General features: G+C 39.7%; 19 protein-coding genes. 14 read left to right on the top strand and 5 right to left on the bottom strand.

Features of this window, described 5'->3' with window-relative positions:
- Nucleotides 1-248: 248 nt before the first annotated feature.
- Complete coding sequence (locus F2B13_RS01500) at nt 249-455, top strand: YgaP family membrane protein (RefSeq protein ID WP_149302865.1); 207 nt, start codon at nt 249-251, stop codon at nt 453-455.
- Nucleotides 456-588: 133 nt separating this feature from the next.
- Nucleotides 589-1,896 carry an NAD(P)/FAD-dependent oxidoreductase gene (locus tag F2B13_RS01495; RefSeq protein WP_149302863.1) on the top strand — a complete coding sequence of 436 codons (1,308 nt, stop codon included), beginning with the start codon at nt 589-591 and terminating at the stop codon, nt 1,894-1,896.
- Between the two features lie 268 nt (nt 1,897-2,164).
- Here the strand turns inward: F2B13_RS01495 and F2B13_RS01490 are convergent, their stop codons facing one another.
- Together F2B13_RS01490 and F2B13_RS01485 are read right to left on the bottom strand one after the other, a co-directional pair.
- Complete coding sequence (locus F2B13_RS01490; RefSeq protein WP_149302861.1) at nt 2,165-3,508, bottom strand: OprD family outer membrane porin; 1,344 nt, start codon at nt 3,506-3,508, stop codon at nt 2,165-2,167.
- A gap of 1 nt (nt 3,509) precedes the next feature.
- Nucleotides 3,510-4,553, bottom strand: coding sequence for a c-type cytochrome (locus F2B13_RS01485; protein WP_149302858.1), 1,044 nt, complete (start codon nt 4,551-4,553; stop codon nt 3,510-3,512).
- Nucleotides 4,554-4,703: 150 nt separating this feature from the next.
- Here F2B13_RS01485 and F2B13_RS01480 point away from each other — a divergent pair, with 150 nt between their 5' ends.
- The 10 genes from F2B13_RS01480 (at nt 4,704) to F2B13_RS01435 (ending at nt 12,102) form a co-directional block, all read left to right on the top strand.
- A complete protein-coding gene (locus F2B13_RS01480) occupies nt 4,704-5,231 on the top strand; it encodes a DsrE family protein (protein ID WP_149277126.1) in 528 nt (175 codons plus the stop codon).
- 2 nt (nt 5,232-5,233) lie between these two features.
- The gene (locus F2B13_RS20585; RefSeq protein ID WP_232625176.1) at nt 5,234-5,605 is read left to right on the top strand and encodes a methyltransferase domain-containing protein; all 372 of its coding nucleotides are present in this window, start codon (nt 5,234-5,236) and stop codon (nt 5,603-5,605) included.
- Nucleotides 5,606-5,947: 342 nt separating this feature from the next.
- Nucleotides 5,948-7,288, top strand: coding sequence for an MBL fold metallo-hydrolase (locus F2B13_RS01470; protein ID WP_149303728.1), 1,341 nt, complete (start codon nt 5,948-5,950; stop codon nt 7,286-7,288).
- A gap of 73 nt (nt 7,289-7,361) precedes the next feature.
- On the top strand, nt 7,362-8,000 hold the full coding sequence (locus tag F2B13_RS01465; protein WP_149302856.1) for a DUF2202 domain-containing protein: 639 nt from the start codon (nt 7,362-7,364) through the stop codon (nt 7,998-8,000).
- Complete coding sequence (locus tag F2B13_RS01460; protein WP_149277123.1) at nt 8,001-8,195, top strand: DUF6132 family protein; 195 nt, start codon at nt 8,001-8,003, stop codon at nt 8,193-8,195. It begins immediately after the preceding gene.
- Between the two features lie 110 nt (nt 8,196-8,305).
- Nucleotides 8,306-9,163 (top strand): hypothetical protein, encoded by an 858-nt coding sequence (locus F2B13_RS01455; RefSeq protein ID WP_149302854.1) that lies wholly within the window; start codon nt 8,306-8,308, stop codon nt 9,161-9,163.
- A gap of 150 nt (nt 9,164-9,313) precedes the next feature.
- Nucleotides 9,314-9,871 carry a YeeE/YedE family protein gene (locus F2B13_RS01450; RefSeq protein ID WP_149302852.1) on the top strand — a complete coding sequence of 186 codons (558 nt, stop codon included), beginning with the start codon at nt 9,314-9,316 and terminating at the stop codon, nt 9,869-9,871.
- Nucleotides 9,872-9,875: 4 nt separating this feature from the next.
- A complete protein-coding gene (locus F2B13_RS01445) occupies nt 9,876-10,289 on the top strand; it encodes a DUF6691 family protein (RefSeq protein WP_149277120.1) in 414 nt (137 codons plus the stop codon).
- Between the two features lie 279 nt (nt 10,290-10,568).
- Nucleotides 10,569-10,997, top strand: coding sequence for a hypothetical protein (locus F2B13_RS01440; RefSeq protein WP_149277119.1), 429 nt, complete (start codon nt 10,569-10,571; stop codon nt 10,995-10,997).
- Complete coding sequence (locus F2B13_RS01435; protein ID WP_149277118.1) at nt 10,972-12,102, top strand: hypothetical protein; 1,131 nt, start codon at nt 10,972-10,974, stop codon at nt 12,100-12,102. Before F2B13_RS01440 ends, F2B13_RS01435 begins: the two co-directional genes overlap by 26 nt.
- 22 nt (nt 12,103-12,124) lie before the next feature.
- Here F2B13_RS01435 and F2B13_RS01430 read toward each other — a convergent pair whose 3' ends face one another.
- The 3 genes from F2B13_RS01430 to F2B13_RS01420 form a co-directional block, all read right to left on the bottom strand.
- On the bottom strand, nt 12,125-12,850 hold the full coding sequence (locus F2B13_RS01430) for a 4'-phosphopantetheinyl transferase family protein (protein WP_149302850.1): 726 nt from the start codon (nt 12,848-12,850) through the stop codon (nt 12,125-12,127).
- Nucleotides 12,851-12,941: 91 nt separating this feature from the next.
- Entirely contained in the window at nt 12,942-16,934 is a 3,993-nt protein-coding gene (locus tag F2B13_RS01425) for a non-ribosomal peptide synthetase (RefSeq protein ID WP_149302847.1), read from the bottom strand.
- Between the two features lie 31 nt (nt 16,935-16,965).
- Nucleotides 16,966-18,240, bottom strand: a complete 1,275-nt coding sequence (locus tag F2B13_RS01420) for a HupE/UreJ family protein (RefSeq protein ID WP_149277115.1) — start codon at nt 18,238-18,240, stop codon at nt 16,966-16,968.
- A 345-nt stretch (nt 18,241-18,585) separates the two neighbouring features.
- Here F2B13_RS01420 and F2B13_RS01415 point away from each other — a divergent pair, with 345 nt between their 5' ends.
- Both F2B13_RS01415 and F2B13_RS01410 read left to right on the top strand, forming a co-directional pair.
- The gene (locus F2B13_RS01415; RefSeq protein ID WP_149277114.1) at nt 18,586-20,154 is read left to right on the top strand and encodes an amino acid adenylation domain-containing protein; all 1,569 of its coding nucleotides are present in this window, start codon (nt 18,586-18,588) and stop codon (nt 20,152-20,154) included.
- Nucleotides 20,151-20,381 carry an acyl carrier protein gene (locus F2B13_RS01410; RefSeq protein ID WP_149277113.1) on the top strand — a complete coding sequence of 77 codons (231 nt, stop codon included), beginning with the start codon at nt 20,151-20,153 and terminating at the stop codon, nt 20,379-20,381. The genes F2B13_RS01415 and F2B13_RS01410 overlap by 4 nt, the downstream gene beginning before the upstream one ends.
- Nucleotides 20,382-20,384 lie beyond the last annotated feature (3 nt).

Raw genomic sequence — 20,384 nt, 5'->3', positions numbered from 1 at the left:
TATCGCCTTCTGGTATCAGTAACATGGGTTACAATCCATACCGTATCCATCCTCATTGAATTAAGATTTACCCGCCATAAAAAACTCATTGTGTGACTATTGTCACATAACTTGAAAAAATAAAACATTATTTTTAGATATGAAATTAACAAAAGGAACAAAGCTTTTAATGGTTTGTATAATTTGCATTGGTTTAATAACAGCTTTGGTTCTTCTTGTTAAAGGTATTAACCCTAAATAAGTTCATTATGAAAAAAAATATGGGCGTTGCAGATCGCACAATAAGAATTATTGCAGCCCTTATCATTGCCGCTTTATACTACTTCAAAGTAGTGGAAGGCACCTTGGCCTACGTATTACTAGCGTTGGCCGCTATATTTCTATTAACAAGCTTTGTGAGTTTTTGTCCGCTGTATACCCTTTTCGGACTCAATACCTGCAAGGTCAAAAAATAGGTTATCGGTTTGGTATTGAAAGGTCTATCCCGCATACGTCGGGGTTGACCTTTTTTATAGGCTGTGTAACCAAGGTTACAGAATACTTAAAAAACAAGACGTACTTTTAAATAATTCATATAAAAAAGCTATCATGGGTGCACATCACGAAATATTAATCATTGGCGGAGGTACAGCGGGAATTATGGCAGCGGCCCAACTCTTACATCAGAAAGGTGCCAAAGACGTAGCAATTATAGAACCCGCGGAAACGCATTACTATCAGCCCGCATGGACACTGGTAGGTGCTGGAACATATGATTATGAAAAAACGGCCCGACCCATGGCCTCGGTAATACCAAAGAAGACTACTTGGATCAAAGACAAGGCGATAAAACTTGACCCGGATAAAAATACCGTTCGTACTGCTTCTAATGGTGATGTGACCTACGATTATCTTATAGTCGCCCCTGGGTTGGCCTATGATTATAGTTTAGTGCCAGGTCTAGAAGATGCTATTGATAAAGGTGTGGTTTGCAGTAATTATACAGATCCAAAACATACATGGGAAGTGCTTAAGAACTTTAAAGGAGGTACCGCCCTGTTTACGCAACCCACGACGCCAATTAAATGTGGGGGTGCTCCTCAAAAAATAATGTATTTGGCCGAAAGCTATTTTAGAAAAAGCGGTGTTCGTGACAAAACAGATGTGGTTTTCGCCACCTCGGGAACCATTATTTTCGGAGTGAAGGAAATAGCCAAAACCTTAATGGAAGTAGTCGACAGGAAAGATATCAACTTACGATTTTATCATAAATTGGTAGCCATAGATGCCGACAAAAAAATTGCTTGGTATGAATTGGGAAAAGATATTTCAGCGGGTGGATGCGTGGTCATGTCGGGAGAAGACGAAAATGAGCACTTGGACGAAAATTTTCAATACAACTACAAAGATGTAAAGGTTACCGTAGAGGGAGACCGTTACGGCATTCATTACGATATGTTGCATACCGCTCCCCCTTCCGTAGCACCTAAATTTATTCAGGATTCCATTTTGGCCAACGATGCAGGATGGTTGGATGTGGACCACAAAACCCTCCAACATAATAAGTTTCCCAATGTTTTTGGCCTAGGTGATGTTGCAGCTTTACCAACGGCCAAGACCGGAGCTGCGATTCGTAAACAAGTGCCTATAGTTGTTGACAATATAGACCGATTAAGAACACAACATAAAATAGGCACGAAAGCCTACAACGGGTATTCATCTTGCCCTCTTGTCACCGATTATGGTAAAATGGTATTGGCCGAATTCGACTATGACAACAATTTTACACCAGACCCAAAACTGAAACAAATGCTTATTTTCGATTCTTCTAAAGAACATTGGCGATTGTGGATGTTAAAAAAATATGGTCTTCCCTATTTGTATTGGAACAAAATGATGAAAGGTAAAGACGTTTAATTCGATCAATGCAAAAAACACTATAATGGAGACCTAAAGGTCTCCATTTTTACTTCTCCTTTGTAGTCTTTCCAATGCTCTTGTATAGTCAAAGAGGCCCTTTGACCTGCTACCCCATGCAGATGATAGCTACGCTTCTTGCTTGGCGACAAAAGCTTCTTGATCGCCATATATCGGCAGTAACATAATTCAAGGTTAAAGACTTTATTTTTAAGGAAAAATAAACCGGATTACTTTGGAAATAATGATTTACCCCGTTTGTAGTACCTTAAAAGTTATAGTTCAAGATAATATCCATATGAAAGAGATCGGTTTTGTTAAAATAAAAATTGGGCTGGTCAGGAAAATTTCCATGGGCCCATTTTTTAGTGAATAGTAATTCAGGTTTTAGATTAGGCAATTTCTTAAAATCAAAAAAAAGATCCACATTAAGATGGGTATAATCCGGCATCGCATATTTATTGGCCTTCGCATCTAAAACAGAAGGTTTCCAATGTCGACCCACACTTACTAAAGATTTTAGTGAGGCAACTTTCTTTGGCATTTCGAAAATCGTATGATAATTTAAAACGACGGCATGGTTATCTGAAGTGCCTTCACTGCGCTCACGCTTTTGGAAACTAAAGAGATCTTCCCTACCCCACTCCCTTGGTGAAATAAAGCGCCCCTGCGGCAGTATTCTATTGTAGCTCAAATTAACCATTGATGCTTTCCAGCGATACTCCATTCGAAATCCGAAAAGATCAGAAGTAGCATCTGTAAAATACCTTAGTGTATCTATGGCATTTCCTCCATGGCCTACCCTATTTTGATGGAGCCATTCCCCTTTTAAGCTTACATTCGGGCTTAGCTGCCAACTAGGCTTGAAATATAACGAGTTGAAGACATTGTTAACGTAGTAATTCCATAAATCCACCCGTACTTCAGGCCCCAGTTTAAAATTTGTATTCAGTATCCATATATAATCTGAACGCGTATTTCCCGAATAAAGACTGGCTTGTCCTAACTCGTTTCTTCCGACCGGATACGTACCAATACTTTCTCCTATTCCAAAAAATTCTCCGGTCGATCGAGGCGCAATTTGATGTAATACACCGAATTGGAACCTATTTAAATCGTAAAGTTTATGGGTATACCAAAATCCTTGTACCAGTGTAGGAATCATTCGACCATCCTCAGGGTTTATCAAAGGGGTATTTATTTTCATTCGACCGATCTTAAACTGATGCTTGGGCAACGTATAGGTAGCGTATAATTCCCCTAACAAAAAAACAGCATCTTTCTCGGGGTATAAACGATCGAAAAGTCCTTCTTCATAACGACTTCCCTTACCTGTCGTCCTATCAGGAAGGGTCAAATCTTGCCATCCTAAATTTGTACTATTGTACAAAGAGGATCCCAACTCGAATTTTTTATGAAACTTGTAGGTATACGCAATTTTACCTCCCGTTGCCAAGGCCGAAAAATCTTTAAGCTCCCCCTTATTCAAAGTGTTCATGTAATAGGTTCGCCATTGACCGGAAAATTTGCCCTTATGCTTTTTTTCTATCCCTTGTGAAAAAAGAGTGGAAGAAACTATAAAGTATGCGTAAAGAAGTAGGTTTCGTAACAAGTTATTTGGTTTTGGTAATATTAAACTCCTTCTTGTAATGGGCCATGATCGGCAGAAAAGGACCGTATTTGTGTTGTTCGGCTGAAAAATGGTCTTCCCAAGGGCCGTAGGGTGTAGAGACAGGTTTCAGTTTTTTGTTCGGATAATCGTCCTCTGTATGGGCCTTAAGAGGTCTATCGAAACTATTGATATAACCCGCTACATCAAAGGCTTCTTCATCAGTAAGCTTGGGCCGCTGCCATGTCGCCTGGCCAAAGGGCATATTGCTTTTTATAAATTCTGCGGCAGTAATAACCCTATGCATACCGGCTCCATTATTATAACTGTCCTTTCCCCACAGGGGTGGATATTGATACCCTTTACTGGCATCGGTACTTAAAACACCCTGACCATTTGCTCCATGGCATACCATACACTCCCTATCATAAATAATCTTGCCTTGTTGAAGGTCGACCTGCCGATGCGGGATTTTCAATTTAGGGTAGCCCTTGTATTCTTTCTTTCGTTCCTCCGGAATTCCTTCACCTAACCACTTCATGTATGCTACAATAGCCCTCATCTCCTTCGAGTCCACCCCTAATTTTCTTCCGTTCATACTGCGCTCCATACAACCGTTAATACGGTCTTCTATCGTGCCTAATTTATTTGATCTACCACCGAATTGCGGAAACCTTTCAATTACTCCTATCCATGATGCCGAACCAGGTTGTGTACCTGCTTTTAAATGACAGTTCGTACAGGCTAAACCGTTACCCGTAAAACGATTTTGAAAGCTATCGACCTTAGGACCTATAAGACTTGAAGTCTCTGATATAAGTCGATATCCAAAAGCAACTTCTTCAGCCATAGTCCCTGACGCAAATTCAGATTGAACGTCTATAGGTTGCCATTCAACGTATTCATCGGCATTCTGGGCAAGAACGGCCTTAGAATCCTTAGCTTTTGGTTGATAAACGAAGAGTTCAATGAAAAGAACCGTAATTAAGGTAAACATTGTGATAAACAGCCAAAACAACCTTCTTGCCAAGAAGCGCAACTCTTTCATTTATTCATTACATTTAAACAATTGAAGAACGAAAGTAGCCGTAACAATTCGGACATGCAGTAACAATTGTTACAGAAATTCATGCTATTATAACCGTATTTTTACCGCATAGATATTTATTAATAGGAATAGAACAATTAATTCAAACAAATGAGAAGAGGTATATTTTTTAGCTTTCTGTGCTTCGTAAGCATGTATTCGGCAGGTCAAGAATTGGAGTCCAAAATAATCCAAGGATATGGGAAAATCAGAAATTATGAAGATATAGAAGTGCAACCTGATTCAGAGCTAGAATATAAAATGGTTTTCGACCTTAAAAGCGAAAAGGAAAAGGATGGCGTCAACGAAGGACTGGTGAAAATCGCACGTACCCTAAATTTGTTGGGAGCAGCACATATCGAACCGAGTAAGATAAAAATAGTGGCCGCCATTCATGGAGGGGCTACACCCCTGGCTTTAAAAGAAGACAAATACCAAGAAAAATACGGTAAACCAAATCCGAACCTTGAACTGATGAGATTACTACGGGAACAGGGCGTTGAACTCTTTGTCTGTGCTCAGGCGACCGCCGCTATGGGTATCGCTGATTCCGATTTGAATTCTTTTGTAAAACCAGCATTGTCCGCACTTATTGTATTGTCAAATTATCAATTGAACGGATATGCACTTTTACCCTGAGTATGAAACCGGATTTTTGGAATGAAAGATATGCTGAAAATTCTTCCGCTTATGGCATACTCCCTAATGAATTCTTCAAAGAGAAACTTGATAAGCTTTCCCCTGGCTCTTTGTTACTACCCGCAGAAGGGGAGGGAAGAAATGCGATATATGCCTTGAAAAAGGGCTGGAATGTACATGCTTTCGATTTTAGCATATCGGCTCGACAAAAAGCAATGCTACTCGCCAAAGACCAAAACGTACGTCTAGAGTATGAGGTCGTAAACGCCCTTACCTTCGATTCCCCAAAGACCTATGATTTAATAGCTTTATTTATGCCCATTTTCCCTCAAATATCCGAAAAGAAGTACATCGCCGCATACTTGGATTTTTGAAGCCTGGTGGAAAAATTATTTTCGAAGCTTTCTCCAAGGCCCAATTGGGGAAACCTTCAGGCGGTCCGAGGCATTTGGACATGCTTTTTTCGATTGAAGATATCAAAAGAGAATTTAAAGGTCTGAATTTCGACCTCCTTGAAGAAAAGCATATCGTGTTGAATGAGGGGAGATATCATCAAGGGGATGCATCTGTACTACGCTTTACTGCTCATAGGCAATAAGGTTAGCTTTTTATTATAACAAGCGTTCCAAAAGGGTTGTGCTGAATCTAAGCTATGTAACCCAAGTTGCTGACCTCAACTAAAAGAAACTCTATTTTTACAAAAAATGAAAACTATGATGACAATAAAACAATTTGAAGATAAACCCCTGGCCCATTATTCATATGCTATTGTCAGTGGGGATAAAATGGCTTTGGTCGATCCTGCAAGAGATCCTAAACCATATTACAGATTTGCCGAAGAGCATAATGCCCAGATAATCGCGGTCTTTGAAACACACCCTCATGCCGATTTTATTAGCAGCCATCTACAAATAAAAAAAGAAGCAGGAGCTACCATTTATACCAGCAAAATGGTCGGTGCCGATTACCCACATACTCCTTTTGACGAAGGAGACACATTGGTAATGGGCGAAGTGACATTTTCTGCTATCAATACGCCAGGACATTCGCCAGACAGTATCACCATTCATGCAATAGACTCAGACAACAATCACGTAATTTTTTCAGGTGACACCTTGTTTATAGGCGATGTTGGCAGACCCGATCTCAGGGAGAAGGCCGGTAATATGAGAGCTAAGCGTGAAGAACTCGCTAAGGCCATGTACCAAACCATTACACATAAATACAATGCTTTACCCGATACCACGATAGTTTACCCGGCCCATGGTGCAGGTTCTCTATGCGGGAAAAATTTAAGCAGCGAGGCCTCAAGCACCTTAGGAAATGAACGCATGGGAAACTGGGCCTTTAAAAAACAGACCGAAAAGGAATTTGTAGCCCAAATTTTGGCCGACCAACCTTTTATTCCCTCTTATTTCGGATTCGATGTGGACATCAACAAGAGAGGTGCCGACAATTTTGAAAGTAGTGTGGCCGACGTTCCCTTTCTAATTGGTAGTGCCGCGATCAATAAAGATATATTGGTTGTAGACACTAGGGACGCAAGCGATTTTAAAAAAGGACACCTGCCCGGAGCTATCAATATTATGGCATGCGACGAAGATGATAAAATTGAGACTTGGCTCGGTGCCATCGTACAACCGGAGGAACCCTTCTATCTAGTTGTAAGCAGTATTACAAAGAGACAGGCTGTTTTGGAAAGAATTGGAAAAATTGGATATGAAAAGCAAATTAAGGCTATCATAACACCAATAAAGGGATTCAAATCTACGTCGGACCAACTCGATATGGAGGCCTTTAAAAAAAGACCTGGGAACTATACGATTGTCGATATTCGGAATGAAAGTGAGGTGAACGAGGGGAAATATTTCGAGAATGCTATAAACATCCCCCTCAATGAACTACGGGCCGACATTGATGACCTCCCTAAAGATAAGCCTATCGTCGTACATTGTGCAGGAGGCTATCGAAGTGCCGCCGGCACAAGCATTGTTGCCAGGAATATTACGGAGGTGCCGGTCTTCGACCTCGGTGAAAACGTTGAAGAGTTTAAATAGTACCGATTTGTTTAGACCATGGAAAATTATTATTTCAGACTCCAAATCGATGTATGCAATAAAAACTGTTACCATGAAATTGTATGGACTACATCCTAAATTTGTCATTTTTTTATTAGGAGGACTATGGTCAATTTTCCTCATTTCCTGCAGTGATAGCGACGAAATCGCACCTATAGCCACACAACAGATATCTCAAGCCGATAAAGAAGCCCTACTCTTCATGTTCGAAGAAGAAAAGCTTGCTAGGGATACGTATCTTTTTTTAGGAGAGAAATGGGCTCTTAATCAGTTTCTCACGATTAAAAACAGCGAGCAAAGCCATATGGATGCTGTAGCGAATTTACTCGTCAAATATGGTGTTGATTACACTGCCCTGCCTGTCGGGGACTTCTACAACAGTGACCTCCAATCGCTTTATAATGAGCTTATTTCAGATGGCGCTTCCGATGTATCGGCGGCCCTAATAGTGGGAGCTACTATTGAGGATCTGGATATTGTAGACCTTCAGGACCATATCGTTCAAACTGGTAACAGCGACATTGTTTCGGTATTTGAAAGTCTTCAGTGTGGCTCAAGAAATCATTTGAGAAGCTTTGTGTCCTCCTTAGAAAATATTGGAGGTACCTACTCCCCACAGTATCTCGATATTACCACTTATGAAAATATCTTGGAAAGCACTCACGAAAAATGCAATCAACAACCTAACTAAATGAACAAGAAACTTCTTATATTCACCCTCATCGGCATTGTCATCGGGTCTATTGCAGGTTACCTATATTATACTGAAATAGGCTGTTTAAGCGGTACGTGCCCCATAACGTCAAAGCCATTGAATAGCACATTGTACGGTGGACTCATGGGAGGTTTATTGTTCAATACCTTCATCAGTACTCCAAAGAAATAAATACGGAGGTAAATCACCGATAATTTTATACATATTACCCTTTACTGTAACCTAGGTTACAGTAAAAACCTGCTGAAACTCAGAACTTGTGCCGATTTTAAGTGATTATCATGTTCAAAACAAGACTTCCGGCACTGTCAGTACTGGTTTTTTTTATAGCCACGGCTTTATTTGGTATTTCCTGTAAAGACCAAAAAAATATTGATCGTATTTTTAAAAGTACTTCGAACGTAACGGTAAAAGAAAATAAAGTTAATATCGAAGATTATTTTCCGGGCCCGAATTTCATGAAAATTTTAAGGGCAGAAAACAAATCTATAAATCTTGGCCAGAGCCAGAGAGATACCCTAACAAAATGGCACATTGAAAACCGTTCGCAAGTCACGACAGGATTAAGGCAGATCTCAGCGTTAGACCATAAGATTAAATACTTGTCTCAAGAAGGAGCGTCGTCTGAGCAAATCCTAAAACAGTTAGAAGAGCGGGAGAAAGTTGTAAGAAAAATCGTTGTAATAGAAATGAACTGCCGAGACCTTCTAAGAAAGACGTTAAACACCCTACAATGGAAAAAGTTGATCTGTAAATATAAAGAAGAACATCCGTTTATAGAACGGACAGAAATGATGGAGGTCATGAGCCATGTAAACCCGGTACCAAATTATATACAGGCATTAAAAGCTAGTATCGAGAAGCTGAATCTTTCCGAATGGCAGAGACAAAAATTCGATGAATGGAGCGATCAACATCATTCTGAAATGATAAAATGGGCCAAGAATATTATTGCCTTGGAAAAGGAAATCTATGAAAAATGGTTTGATAACGACCCCGAAGAAAAACTTCTTGGGAAATTTGAAGATATACAAAAACTAAGAACAAACATTGTTACGACCAAAACGGCCTGTAGAAATATGGTCAAACATACCTTGACCCAAGAGCAATGGGGCCTTCTGACAACTTATACAAACTAGTTGTATCTGTAGATGTCTTCTACTAAGATAGAGCACCATTGATCATAAAAGGCAAGATATTCGGGCTTTTCAATTAATTAAGCATTTGTAACAAAGGTTACCAGTTGTTGTTCTGAAAACCTGTTTCTTTGCTGCATCAAAAACTATACTATGAATTGGATTTATGAACCATGGCCTTGGTACGTTTCAGGCCCTTTGATTGCCTTTATTATGTTTCTTTTGTTGATGGTAGGAAAAAATTTCGGAATGTCTTCTAACCTACGGACCATGTGTACGATCTGTGGTGCGGATAAAAGTGCTGAATTTTTTAAGTTCGACTGGAAAAAACAACGTTGGAACCTCATCGTGGTGCTAGGCGCCATTATCGGCGGGTTTATCGGTTCACATCTGTTGTCTTTGGACACCTCTGTGGCCATTACCGAAAATACAATTGCCGATCTTAAATCCCTAGGGTTTGACAGTGCAGGCTCGGCCTATCTTCCTACCGAATTATATGGGATCTCGCAATTGACCGATTTGAAAAGTTTGGCGGTTTTAATTTTAGGTGGATTTTTCGTCGGTTTTGGTGCGCGTTATGCAGGCGGATGCACTTCTGGCCACGCCATTTCCGGCCTTAGTAATCTACAAATTCCATCCTTAATAGCGGTTATCGGCTTTTTTATCGGAGGCCTAGTCATGATTCATTTTCTTTTTCCCCTAATATTTTAAGCTTATGAGAACGTTATCCTATCTTTTAATCGGAATTATTTTTGGCATTACCATGTTCAAATCGGAAGCGGCATCCTGGTTTCGTATTTACGAGATGTTTCGTTTTGAATCATTTCATATGTACGGTATTATTGGCTCCGCCCTTCTTGTAGGTATTGTTTTGGTGCAATTGATCAAGAGGGTTCCTATAAAATCTTTTTATGGAGAACCTATAGAATTCACGCCCAAGGATAAAAGTTTTAGTCGCTATATGTACGGAGGCATTGTATTCGGACTAGGGTGGGCATTGGCAGGTGCTTGTCCGGGCCCTATGTTCACCTTGGTAGGTGCAGGATATATTCCTATTCTAATAGTGATTTTTTCCGCTATTTTGGGAACATTTGTCTATGGCCTACTTAAGGACAAGCTGCCCCATTGACCTGAAGGCACTTATTGTGTAGGCCACTTTATAATACTAGCTGCTTTGTTTCCTTTTGATAGACATTTCGGTTTCACTAGGTTTTACTGAGAGAAATAGGAGTACAAACCCAGTTTAGGGTTATAGAATATAGTACACCTCATACTTTTCTAGGAAGTTCTCCGTTGTTGTGATGATGATCTTATGATATCGAGGTTCAAAAATATAGTACTCTTTCTTTTCCTAATCTTGATTCTGGGTATCCCCTACTTGTCGAGACTACTTGACTATAGACTTGAAATGTTTCCCTCTATTGTGCTTCCCTTCGGCTCTAACAAAGCAAAGGTTCAAGACATTACCCATCTGAGCATAAACGCTATCTATGGGTATACCAAAGATGGAAGTTTAAAAGAGCTTGATAAATCAGAATTTCTTCAAAATATAAGGGTGGGGTATTTCGATAACTTATACAATAAACGGTTCGGCCTTCGTGCTTCAAATCCGACCACATTCAAGACCAACAGATTGGGCATAACGATCAATCTTCAATCCAAAATATCGGAGCAAGATAAAGAGCGTACCAAAGAATGGATTCGGGAAAAGCTTTCAAACCAAGGATGCGTCGATTCCATGCTCATCTTAAAAAAGAAAGAAATCGTTATTCCAAAAAACGGTCAGTATTACGAGAGCAATAACCTAGTGCATGATACGATTATTAGTTTATATTGATAATTCTTTAGGCAAGCTTTTCGACAGAATAGAACCTGCAACGGCCGTGGGCACCGAGCAACTTTCGGCATTCAGGATATTTTTCGGGATACTCATGTTGTTATACTTTTTGCCTTCTTGGTCATGGCTTAACGAAGTTCCTGAAGGTTTTTTTGATCCTTATCTATTAAGTTTTGCTTATTTGACGGAAGACTTTCCTCCACCATCAATTTTTACATTTCTTGATGTAACTGTTATTATACTCCTCCTTTTAGTCACACTAGGCATATATACCCGAAAGAGCCTCTTGCTTTTATATGTGATAAGCGGGGTACTTTTTTCATATTCATTTAGTTTCGGAAAAATTGACCATTATACCAATTTATTTCTTTTTAGCTATCCGGTGTTGGCCTTTACTAATTCTGGTACGAAGTTCGCCCTACTGCCTGATCGCAAATTATCGGAAAAAACTCAAAAGACTTCCTTAATTGTGCTGGGTATCATAATAGCTTTTGGATATTTTACCGCAGGATTGGCCAAATGCCTTGAGTGGGTAGACTTCGATCTAAGCACAAACGGTTTTTTAGATTGGATTTTCTATTGTTTCTTCCATAGTGAAAACCAATCCTTGTTAGCCCCTTATCTTTTTTCTATACCACAATTCATTTTGGAGCCTCTTGATTATCTGGCCGCATTATTTGAAATATCGGGATTTTTCTTTTTGTTCAAGGGAAAGAAATATTGGGTCTTCTATTTAACGATCGCCAGTATTTTCCATCTTACTAATTTGATTTTCTTCAATTTAAGTTTTGCCCTCAATACCCTTTGTTATGGTATATTCATTGTATCACCTATACTCTCTATTATAGCAAAAAAGAACAAGCCCATATCAAAAAAATGGATACGTTGGTTGGTTGGTCTCAGCATTACGGTTGCTTTTGTGAAAATAGTCCAGATTAGTACCGATTTACCCGTCTATAACTATCATAATTATACCCCTTTGGTTCATATAGAGCTATTCGTAGATTTAGTATTATGGTTATTTACTATTAGCTGTGGAATTTTTCTGTTAAGCTTGGGGAAAACAAACTTACATCGGGTAGCTAAGGGCGAAATGATGAAATAAGTATCGTGTATAGATCGATTTATTAGGTCAACATACTTCTAGATTTGAAAAAATCAAAATCAAAGTATTCGATACTATGAATTTTCCTATTTACTAAAAGACCGCCTACGTACTCCTTGGCCGGTACAAATGAGAACAATCTCCATTCTTTCCTTTCCTCAAGGTCCCATTCCGTCCTCAACAACTCCGCATTGTCTTTATCTAAAGATACGGTGAAGGCGTCCAATGGAAAAGACAAACCAGAGCCTTTAGCTTTAATAAAAGCTTCTTTTCTGGTCCAGCAGCGAAAGAAGGCCTCAACTCTTTCCGACTTTTCAAAAGTTTTGAGAGATTTAATTTCTTCGATAGAAAAAAAGTTTTGGGCAATATCTAGAACATTGAAATTTCTCTTGATCAGTTCGACATCAACACCGATTTCACTATCCTTAGTAAATGCAAGAACGATATAATTTCCCGAGTGAGAGACATTGAATTTCAAAAAATTAGAAGTAGAATTGGCATAAAATGGCTTTCCAAAAGTGCCATATTTCAAATCGATCATATCTGCCTTTATACCCAGATATTCGGCTGATATCATTTTCAAAAGACCTCTCGAAAGCACACTGATATTTTGGTCTTTTTCAAATTTGAAAGTGCTCGCCTTATCGATTTCATCATGAGATAGTACATTCTTGAACGTATCAAACTTTCCGGAGAACTGATCTATACTGAAGTACCAAACATGGGCCTTGCCCTCTTGTAGTTCCATAATAAACTATAATGCCATATCACGCCCCCCATAGTATTAAAAATAGAGTGGACATAAGAAATGCTAATATTCACCACAGGGTAAAGGAATCTTATAGGGGTTCATCAATGATACATTCTTCGATTCTTTCGGCCACATGGGCAAGGTTATCTTCCTTGAAAACAAAGCTATGATTACCTGGCGTCTTTAAAATTTTTACACCACCACTTGCAAATTCTTGCCAAGAAGATATCGTTTCTTGGTTAAGACTTTCATGGGCCTTCTCGGTTAATATCAATGAAATATTGCCATCGAAGGGTTTCCAATCATAGGAAAATGACAATCTTTCAAGGTTGGTTTGCAATTCTTCAAGGGTATTTCCCGATTTTTTTCCGTACCGTTCGTTCATACCTCTCGAGAATTTTTCCCACCTGAACAAAATCATACTTTTCAGTGTAGAAAAAGGCATTCTCAAGAACCTTTTTAGAAATCCTACCAACCTTATTTTAAGGCGATGGGGCGTATTGAGGGTCCAAGGCTTGGCCATGGTGTCCATGACAATTAAATTACACCGCTCTCCCCTCGCCTTCATTTTTATGGCCATTTCATGGCCTACCGAAGCACTAAAACAATATACCATGATATTGTAAGGTCCTTTGGTCTGCACCCTATTTATAGCCTCAATATAATCATCGGCCATTTCCGCTATGGTCTTGTGCATCTTATGCTTTTTCCCGTACATTCCGGAAGCTTGTATACCATATAGTGGTCTTTCAGAATCTATAAAATCGGCCAGCCCTCTATAAAAAAATACGTTACCTCCGCCCGCGTGCAAACAAAAGAGGGGCTTTTTGTTCCCTTCTTTTCTGAAAGGCACTAAATAGTCCCACTGGTCATCTTGGCCTTTATTTTTGACCACAAAGCTTTCTAATTCCTTTATGGTCTGATATTCAAAAATTTGATTGGGAGAAAGATTTATCCCTTGCTTTCTTGCCTTTGCAAGCATTTCGATACTTCTTATGGAGTCACCTCCTAATTCAAAGAAATTATCATGCATACCAACAAATTCGAGGTCGAGTACTTCTTTCCATATCTCGGCCAACTTCACGGCTACTTCACCTTTTGGGAGTTCGCTTTCCGTACCCTCTTGCCGTGACAAAGTGATTTCAAAACTCGACAAGGCTTTCTTGTCAACTTTTCCGTTGGGAAGCCTTGGAAATTCATTGAGGATCACAAAAGAGGTCGGAATCATAAAATCAGGCAGTGTTTTTTTCAAAGATGCTTTTAAACTATTCGTTTCGAGCCCTTCACCTCCTGTAACGAAAGCCACCAGTTTTTTCACCTCACTTTTACCGTCAACCAAAACCACGGCCTCGGAAACCTCGTGATCTTTGATAATCGCCTTTTCAATTTCATCGAGCTCTATCCGATATCCCCTAATTTTGACCTGCTCGTCAACCCTTCCTAGGAATTCAATATTCCCCTCAAGATCATAGCGAGCTACATCACCAGTTTTATAAAGCTTTTCCCCTACGGTATCGTCAAAAGGATTGGCCACAAAGAGCTCTTGGGTTAGGTCGGGCCTATTCCAATAGCCCTTCGCTAGGCCTGCTCCTCCAATATATATTTCACCGGTCGAACCATAAGGTACTAATGTCCGGTTTTTATCAAGAAGGTATAACATGTTGCCTGCGACGGGCTTTCCGATAGGCACCGCACCCGATACCGCTCCACTTTTAACTTCGTATGCCGTACACCAGACGGTGGCCTCGGTAGGACCGTATTCATTGAATAACTTTACCTGAGGAAGGTTGGCAAAATGCGCATTGCAAAGGCTTGGCAAACACGCCTCTCCCGCAACGATAACCGTTTTTAAGCTCGATAGATTTGTACTTGCCGAGTGATCGAGAATCAATTTGTACAGGGTTGGCAAAAGCAGCGTATGCGTTACCCTATGCTCTTTGATTAAATCCTCAAGTTTGGCAATATCCTGCTCAACACGGTCTTCGGTGATTATCAGATTACCTCCTGTACATAGTGTCCAAAATATTCCTGCCTTCGAACTATCAAAGGATATCGAAGACATCAACAAAAAAGATTCAGGATTTTCATGATAAAAATCCAACCGGCCTTCAGTTGAACTAATGATATTTTTATGGGTTATGGGTACGCCCTTGGGTCTACCAGTGCTCCCTGAAGTATAAATAATGTAGGCAATATCATCTTCTTGTATTTCAGGGAGTTTGGACAGCTTCTCTTTCGGGATATTCTCTTGGTTCTCCAAAAGGAAAAGTCGAGGCCCCATCTCTTTGAAATAATGCACCAGCGGTTTTTGAGTAAGTACGATTTTACATCCCGCATCATTGAGTATGAAGTCTAACCTGTCTTTAGGATATTTCGGGTCGAGGGGCACATAACCGCAACCAGCCTTCAAAATGGCCAGCATTCCAATAATCATTTCGGTAGACCTCTCCACACATAGGCCAATCAATTCATTGCTTCCGCCGGTATGCTCGAGCAATCGATGGGCTATAGCATCGGCGCGTTCATTGAGCGAAGTATACGTGATTGTTTTGTCTTTAAAAGTAAGTGCTGCTTTTTCAGGATGATCTTTGGCTACCCGTTCAATAATTTGATGTATGCCCCGATAGTCATAAAACTTACCCTTAGTTTTCTTAGGGGTTCGTAGAAAAAACTCCTTTTCAACGGTCGTCAACATTTTAAAATTGACAATTTTCTCCTCTGCCTTCGAAGTCACGGCCTCAAGCAAGAGTGTCAAATGCTCTTGAAACCGGATGATGGTAGACTCTTCAAAAATATCGGTTGTATACTCAAAGCCTGAAGAAAGAATACCCTTATCATTAGCTATATAAAGGGTGAGGTCAAACTTGGAGACCCCGGGATTGAAAAAGGAATGCGATAGGTTTAGTTCATCACTAAAAATAGGAGCGCTTTTGACATCGTGATAAATGAACATGGCCCGGAAAAATGGATTTGTGCTCAATGACCTTTTCGGACTTATTTCCTTTACCAAAGTTTCAAAAGGTACTTCTTTATTGGAAAATGCCTCTAGTACGGTTTTACGAACCTTATTTACGAATTGGGAAAAGCTCATGTTTGGATCTACTCCCGTTCTCAATACAATGGTTTCGTCAAAAAATCCGATAATCTGCTCCAAAGCCCTTTCATCTCTGTGGGAAATAGGAGAGCCAATTAATATGTCTTCTTGTGAGCTATATTTATGGAGTAAAACATAATACACGGAAAGCAAAAGTACATAGGGTGTAGTTTCCAAATTTTTAGACAGGTCTAGCACACGCTTTGATAGCTCTTCAGAGAATGTCGACCTGTATGAAGTTCCTTTATATGAAGGTTGGGAGGGCAAAATATGGTCGGTAGGTAATTGTAACAGCGGAATGTCACCACCTAACTTTTTTTTCCAATAATCGAGCTTGGCAGGGTCTAAGGGTTTATTTTTTAGCCAAACGGCATAGTCGGGAAATTGAGGTATGTCTTCATGTTTAGGCACTACACTATTGCCTGAAATATAGGAACGATAATGAGTCGCCAATTCGGCCATCAATAAATCCATAGACCATTTATCAAAAATGATATGGTGCATCGTCAGCAACAGTACATGTTCGGTACTACTCAATTTGACCAAGGTTGCTCGCAGCAGGGGCAATTGTTCAAGGTCAAAAGGACGCCTGGCATCAGACATGAATAAGGCGGTCTTCTGACTTTGTTTTTCTTCCTTTGGAAGATGGCTTACATCATGAACTTTTAAATCAATTTTAAGCTCCGGATGTATCTTATGAATAGGTCTTCCTGATTCAAAATGATAAGATGATCTTAAAATTTCATTATCCCTTACGACACACTGAAGTCCATGATCCAACGCTTCAATATTAAGATCTCCTTTGAAAATAAAGCTTTCCGGATAATTATAAACAGGATTTTCAGGAAGTAAACGTTGCAAAAACCATAGCCGTTGCTGACCGCTGGTCAATGGAATCACAGCATCCTCAGGTGCCTTGGGTATTGCCTTTGGTTGAGACGACCGATTTTCTCGATTCCTCCATTCGCTTAGAACAGATTTTTTCATTTACTGTTTACCTTTTACTTTGTGTTATTCGTTAATATTCAGGTATGGGCGGTAGCAATCCAAAAAATCTCAGAATGTTTCCACCGATGTGTTGAATATATTCATCAACGGGCATATCTATTTCAAAAACCCGTTCTACGAACCAATACAATGAAACCACAATTAAAAATATGGACAGATACACCAAGATTTTAGGATAGGCTTGCGACTTCCTAATGAAATAAAGTATGGGAAAGATCAATAATATTATAACGACCTGGCCCAGTTCTACACCGATATTGAAGCCAAGTAATGATAGGGTAAGAAACTCTCCCTTAAAACCTAGATCGGCCATTACGGATGCAAATCCGAATCCATGGAAAAGGCCAAAAGCAAAGGCGATTACCCACTCCCGGCCACGAAAAATAGGCCTAATATTGTGATACGCGGCAAGTCCAATAGAAAGCGCTATTATGGATTCAACCCACCTCGACGGCAGATTGACAATGTTCAGCGCGGCCAAACTCAAGGTAATAGTATGGGCAATAGTAAAGAAAGTGACCACTTTAAGAATATACCAAAATGCCGGTTTAAACTTAGGTACTGGTTCCCACCAAATTTTGAACCATGATCTTTTGGTGTTATCTTCAGCCCCTACGACTTCTTCATCTTTGCGTCGAACCACAGATGGAAGAATCAAAGCCAATAAAAACAAGATATGATCTATTCCGATCCATATGTGCCACACCCCTTGTCGTACCATAGCCATGAAACCGCTCCAGAGACCTTTGTCCGTAAGTTTTAAGATTTTCGTGCTATTTCCCTTAGTAAAATCAAGGGCCATAATACTCTCGTTATTAATTAGGCCCGCTTTCCAATTGTATTCAATTCCCAGACCGTTGGTCTGATTGTTATTCTCTTCTAGAAAAACGGAATACGTTATCTGTAGTTCGTCGGGGACTTTTTCTACATTGTCCAATTTGAAATGAAACCTAATAAATGCACCATAAGCAAGAGACAAATGACTGATTTCACCCGTAAATATTATGTTGTGATTCCCGTATTCTGATGAAAACGCGGCGTGGTCGAGAATGTAGGCCCTAATTTTATCTTCATATACCCTGACTTCCTCAGTGCTTGGGTGTAGGTCTAAATCGAGACCCAAATAATTATTCAGTTCGTTTACATTTATTTCAAAACGCCCTTCAATTCCTTCATTCTCATATATCCTTAAATACATAAGGCTTCGGTCAGGGCGATGACCATAGACCGTAACTGGTAAAAGAATAAAAAGCATAAAAAGCGTAAGGGCCAGAGCTCTTTTCATAGTCAGTTATTTTTAATAAGCACCTTGATTTTGTTTAACTTTTGTAATATATTGTTAAACGGATTAATTTCCAAACAAAATAAGTAATGATTATATCAATTTCGTCTCTTCAGAAAAACCTAACCAGCGGAACTTTTTTTTATAAATATGCCACATTTTTTGAAATATTATTAAGAAGCATGCATTTTTTTCGATGATTTCCGACAATTCATGGGTAAGGTGTCATGCAAATGTTTGAAAAGCCAGAAATCTTAATCTAACTTTACTTTTTGAAAAAATGTTGCTTTATAGCTTTAGAATAAAACTTAAAGAATCTTGCTTTTGAAGCCCTAAGTGTCCCAATAAATGATCTACAATTTATCCCAAATACTTGAACAATCCGCTGAACGTTTTCCTGATAAGGAAGCCTTCAAATGTTTGGATAAGGCGCTTTCATATGCCGTCCTTGATGAGAAAGCCGATCAACTGGCAGCTTTTTTAATAAAGAGCGGTTTGAAGAAGGGAGATCGCGTGGCTATTTATATGAATCGCTGTCTTGATACCGCAATAGCCGTATATGGTATATTACGGGCCGGGGGCGTTTTTGTAGCCATTAATCCATTGCTTCCTGCCAATCGATCACTATTGATTATAAACGACTGCGGCATTGAATTTATACTAACTACTGTCTCACAACAAACTAAGGTAAAGGAAATCTTAAAAGAAAGCCCATTACTTAAGGTAGTCGGCCTTTCAGATGAAGAAAACGAAAATTGGGTTTCATGGAACACGATATTTACAAAGTCGATGGAGAGCTTCAAAAGACCTACAATAGTCGAAGAAGATCTCGCATCGATACTCTACACCTCAGGTTCTACAGGAGTACCCAAAGGTATTATGCATTCGCATAAAAGTCTGGTCTGTTTGGCGAAGTTAGAGGCTGATTTACATCATTCAACCCATCTCGACATCATAGGTAATTTTGCCCCATTGCATTTTGATCAGTCACTTTTTGGGTATTTTAGCGGCCCCTTAGTGGGTGCTACTACCGTCATTTTTCCTGATGCCTACGTGAAATTACCCGCCAGTCTATCGATGCTTGCCGCAAAAGAGAAAATTACCCTCTGGTTTTCAGTTCCCCTGATTCTCATGCAGGTGCTTATGCACGGCGATATTGATAATAAAGATTTTAGTGCTTTGCGCTATGTTCGGTTTGGTGGAGAAGTATTTCCCGTAAATCAACTGCGAACCTTAATGAAAAAATGGCCCCACGTTAAGTTTATTAACTCCTATGGTCCTTCCGAAGTAGCAAGATGCACTTATAACATCCTAGTTGAACCACCGCAGACCGACGACCCCATACCTTTAGGTACGGTTTGGGGCAATACGGAATATAAGATTCTGGATGAGAAAGACCAAGAAGTTAAAAAAGGAGACCCGGGAGAACTGGTTGTTCGAACAGGCACGCGTATGATCGGCTATTGGAACAACAAAGCCTTGACCGAAAAATCGTTTTTCAGGATTTCCCAGGTTTCGGGCTATGACCATATCTATTATAGAACTGGCGACCTTGTTCGAGAAAACCGAAAAGAAGAACTTATGTTTTTGGGCCGAATTGATAGGCAAATAAAGCTCAGGGGCTACCGTATCGAACTTGATGAAATCGAAGCGGTTTTGCAGCAGAACGAAAAGGTGAACGAAGTGGCCGTTATTGTTACCACGAAAGAGGGTGGAGATCGAGAGTTGGAGGCGGTCATACGTCCAGTAGATAAAGCTACTATTGATATTAGGGAACTAATTTTATTCTGTAGCGCGCATCTCCCTACGTATTCGATACCCCAAAAAATTACACTTTTAGATGATTTTCCGCGTACCGGTTCCGGGAAGATCGATCGAAACGCAATAGTAAGACAAATAGAAAACAATGCCCTATGAACGATAAAATAATAACCTACATAAAAGAGGAGATTGCCATTATGCCGTTAGATAGCATCGATGTTCATGAAGATCTTCTGGGAAGCGGAATAGTCGATTCGTTAGGGATGATGAAACTGGTGGTTTTCCTAGAGAAAGAATTTCAGGTTAAAATAGCACCCGAGGATATGACGGTGGAAAACTTTGATACTATTAATCATATTTCGGAATATCTTTCTAAAAAATAAGGT

It is taken from the genome of Pareuzebyella sediminis (genome assembly GCF_008367235.1).
Lineage (GTDB): Bacteria > Bacteroidota > Bacteroidia > Flavobacteriales > Flavobacteriaceae > Pareuzebyella > Pareuzebyella sediminis.
Note: the sequence above shows the minus strand (reverse complement) of the source record. Positions and strands in the feature narration are given on the sequence as shown.

Coding starts and splice junctions, on each gene's coding strand:
- F2B13_RS01480 (WP_149277126.1), top strand. CDS start 4,704: ATGAGAAGAGGTATATTTTTTAGCTTTCTGTGCTTCGTAAGCATGTAT.
- F2B13_RS01460 (WP_149277123.1), top strand. CDS start 8,001: ATGAACAAGAAACTTCTTATATTCACCCTCATCGGCATTGTCATCGGG.
- F2B13_RS01410 (WP_149277113.1), top strand. CDS start 20,151: ATGAACGATAAAATAATAACCTACATAAAAGAGGAGATTGCCATTATG.
- F2B13_RS01450 (WP_149302852.1), top strand. CDS start 9,314: ATGAATTGGATTTATGAACCATGGCCTTGGTACGTTTCAGGCCCTTTG.
- F2B13_RS01495 (WP_149302863.1), top strand. CDS start 589: ATGGGTGCACATCACGAAATATTAATCATTGGCGGAGGTACAGCGGGA.
- F2B13_RS01500 (WP_149302865.1), top strand. CDS start 249: ATGAAAAAAAATATGGGCGTTGCAGATCGCACAATAAGAATTATTGCA.
- F2B13_RS01455 (WP_149302854.1), top strand. CDS start 8,306: ATGTTCAAAACAAGACTTCCGGCACTGTCAGTACTGGTTTTTTTTATA.
- F2B13_RS01465 (WP_149302856.1), top strand. CDS start 7,362: ATGAAATTGTATGGACTACATCCTAAATTTGTCATTTTTTTATTAGGA.
- F2B13_RS01420 (WP_149277115.1), bottom strand. CDS start 18,240: ATGAAAAGAGCTCTGGCCCTTACGCTTTTTATGCTTTTTATTCTTTTA.
- F2B13_RS01440 (WP_149277119.1), top strand. CDS start 10,569: ATGTTTCCCTCTATTGTGCTTCCCTTCGGCTCTAACAAAGCAAAGGTT.
- F2B13_RS01435 (WP_149277118.1), top strand. CDS start 10,972: ATGATACGATTATTAGTTTATATTGATAATTCTTTAGGCAAGCTTTTC.
- F2B13_RS20585 (WP_232625176.1), top strand. CDS start 5,234: ATGAAACCGGATTTTTGGAATGAAAGATATGCTGAAAATTCTTCCGCT.
- F2B13_RS01425 (WP_149302847.1), bottom strand. CDS start 16,934: ATGAAAAAATCTGTTCTAAGCGAATGGAGGAATCGAGAAAATCGGTCG.
- F2B13_RS01430 (WP_149302850.1), bottom strand. CDS start 12,850: ATGGAACTACAAGAGGGCAAGGCCCATGTTTGGTACTTCAGTATAGAT.
- F2B13_RS01470 (WP_149303728.1), top strand. CDS start 5,948: ATGACAATAAAACAATTTGAAGATAAACCCCTGGCCCATTATTCATAT.
- F2B13_RS01445 (WP_149277120.1), top strand. CDS start 9,876: ATGAGAACGTTATCCTATCTTTTAATCGGAATTATTTTTGGCATTACC.
- F2B13_RS01415 (WP_149277114.1), top strand. CDS start 18,586: ATGATCTACAATTTATCCCAAATACTTGAACAATCCGCTGAACGTTTT.
- F2B13_RS01485 (WP_149302858.1), bottom strand. CDS start 4,553: ATGAAAGAGTTGCGCTTCTTGGCAAGAAGGTTGTTTTGGCTGTTTATC.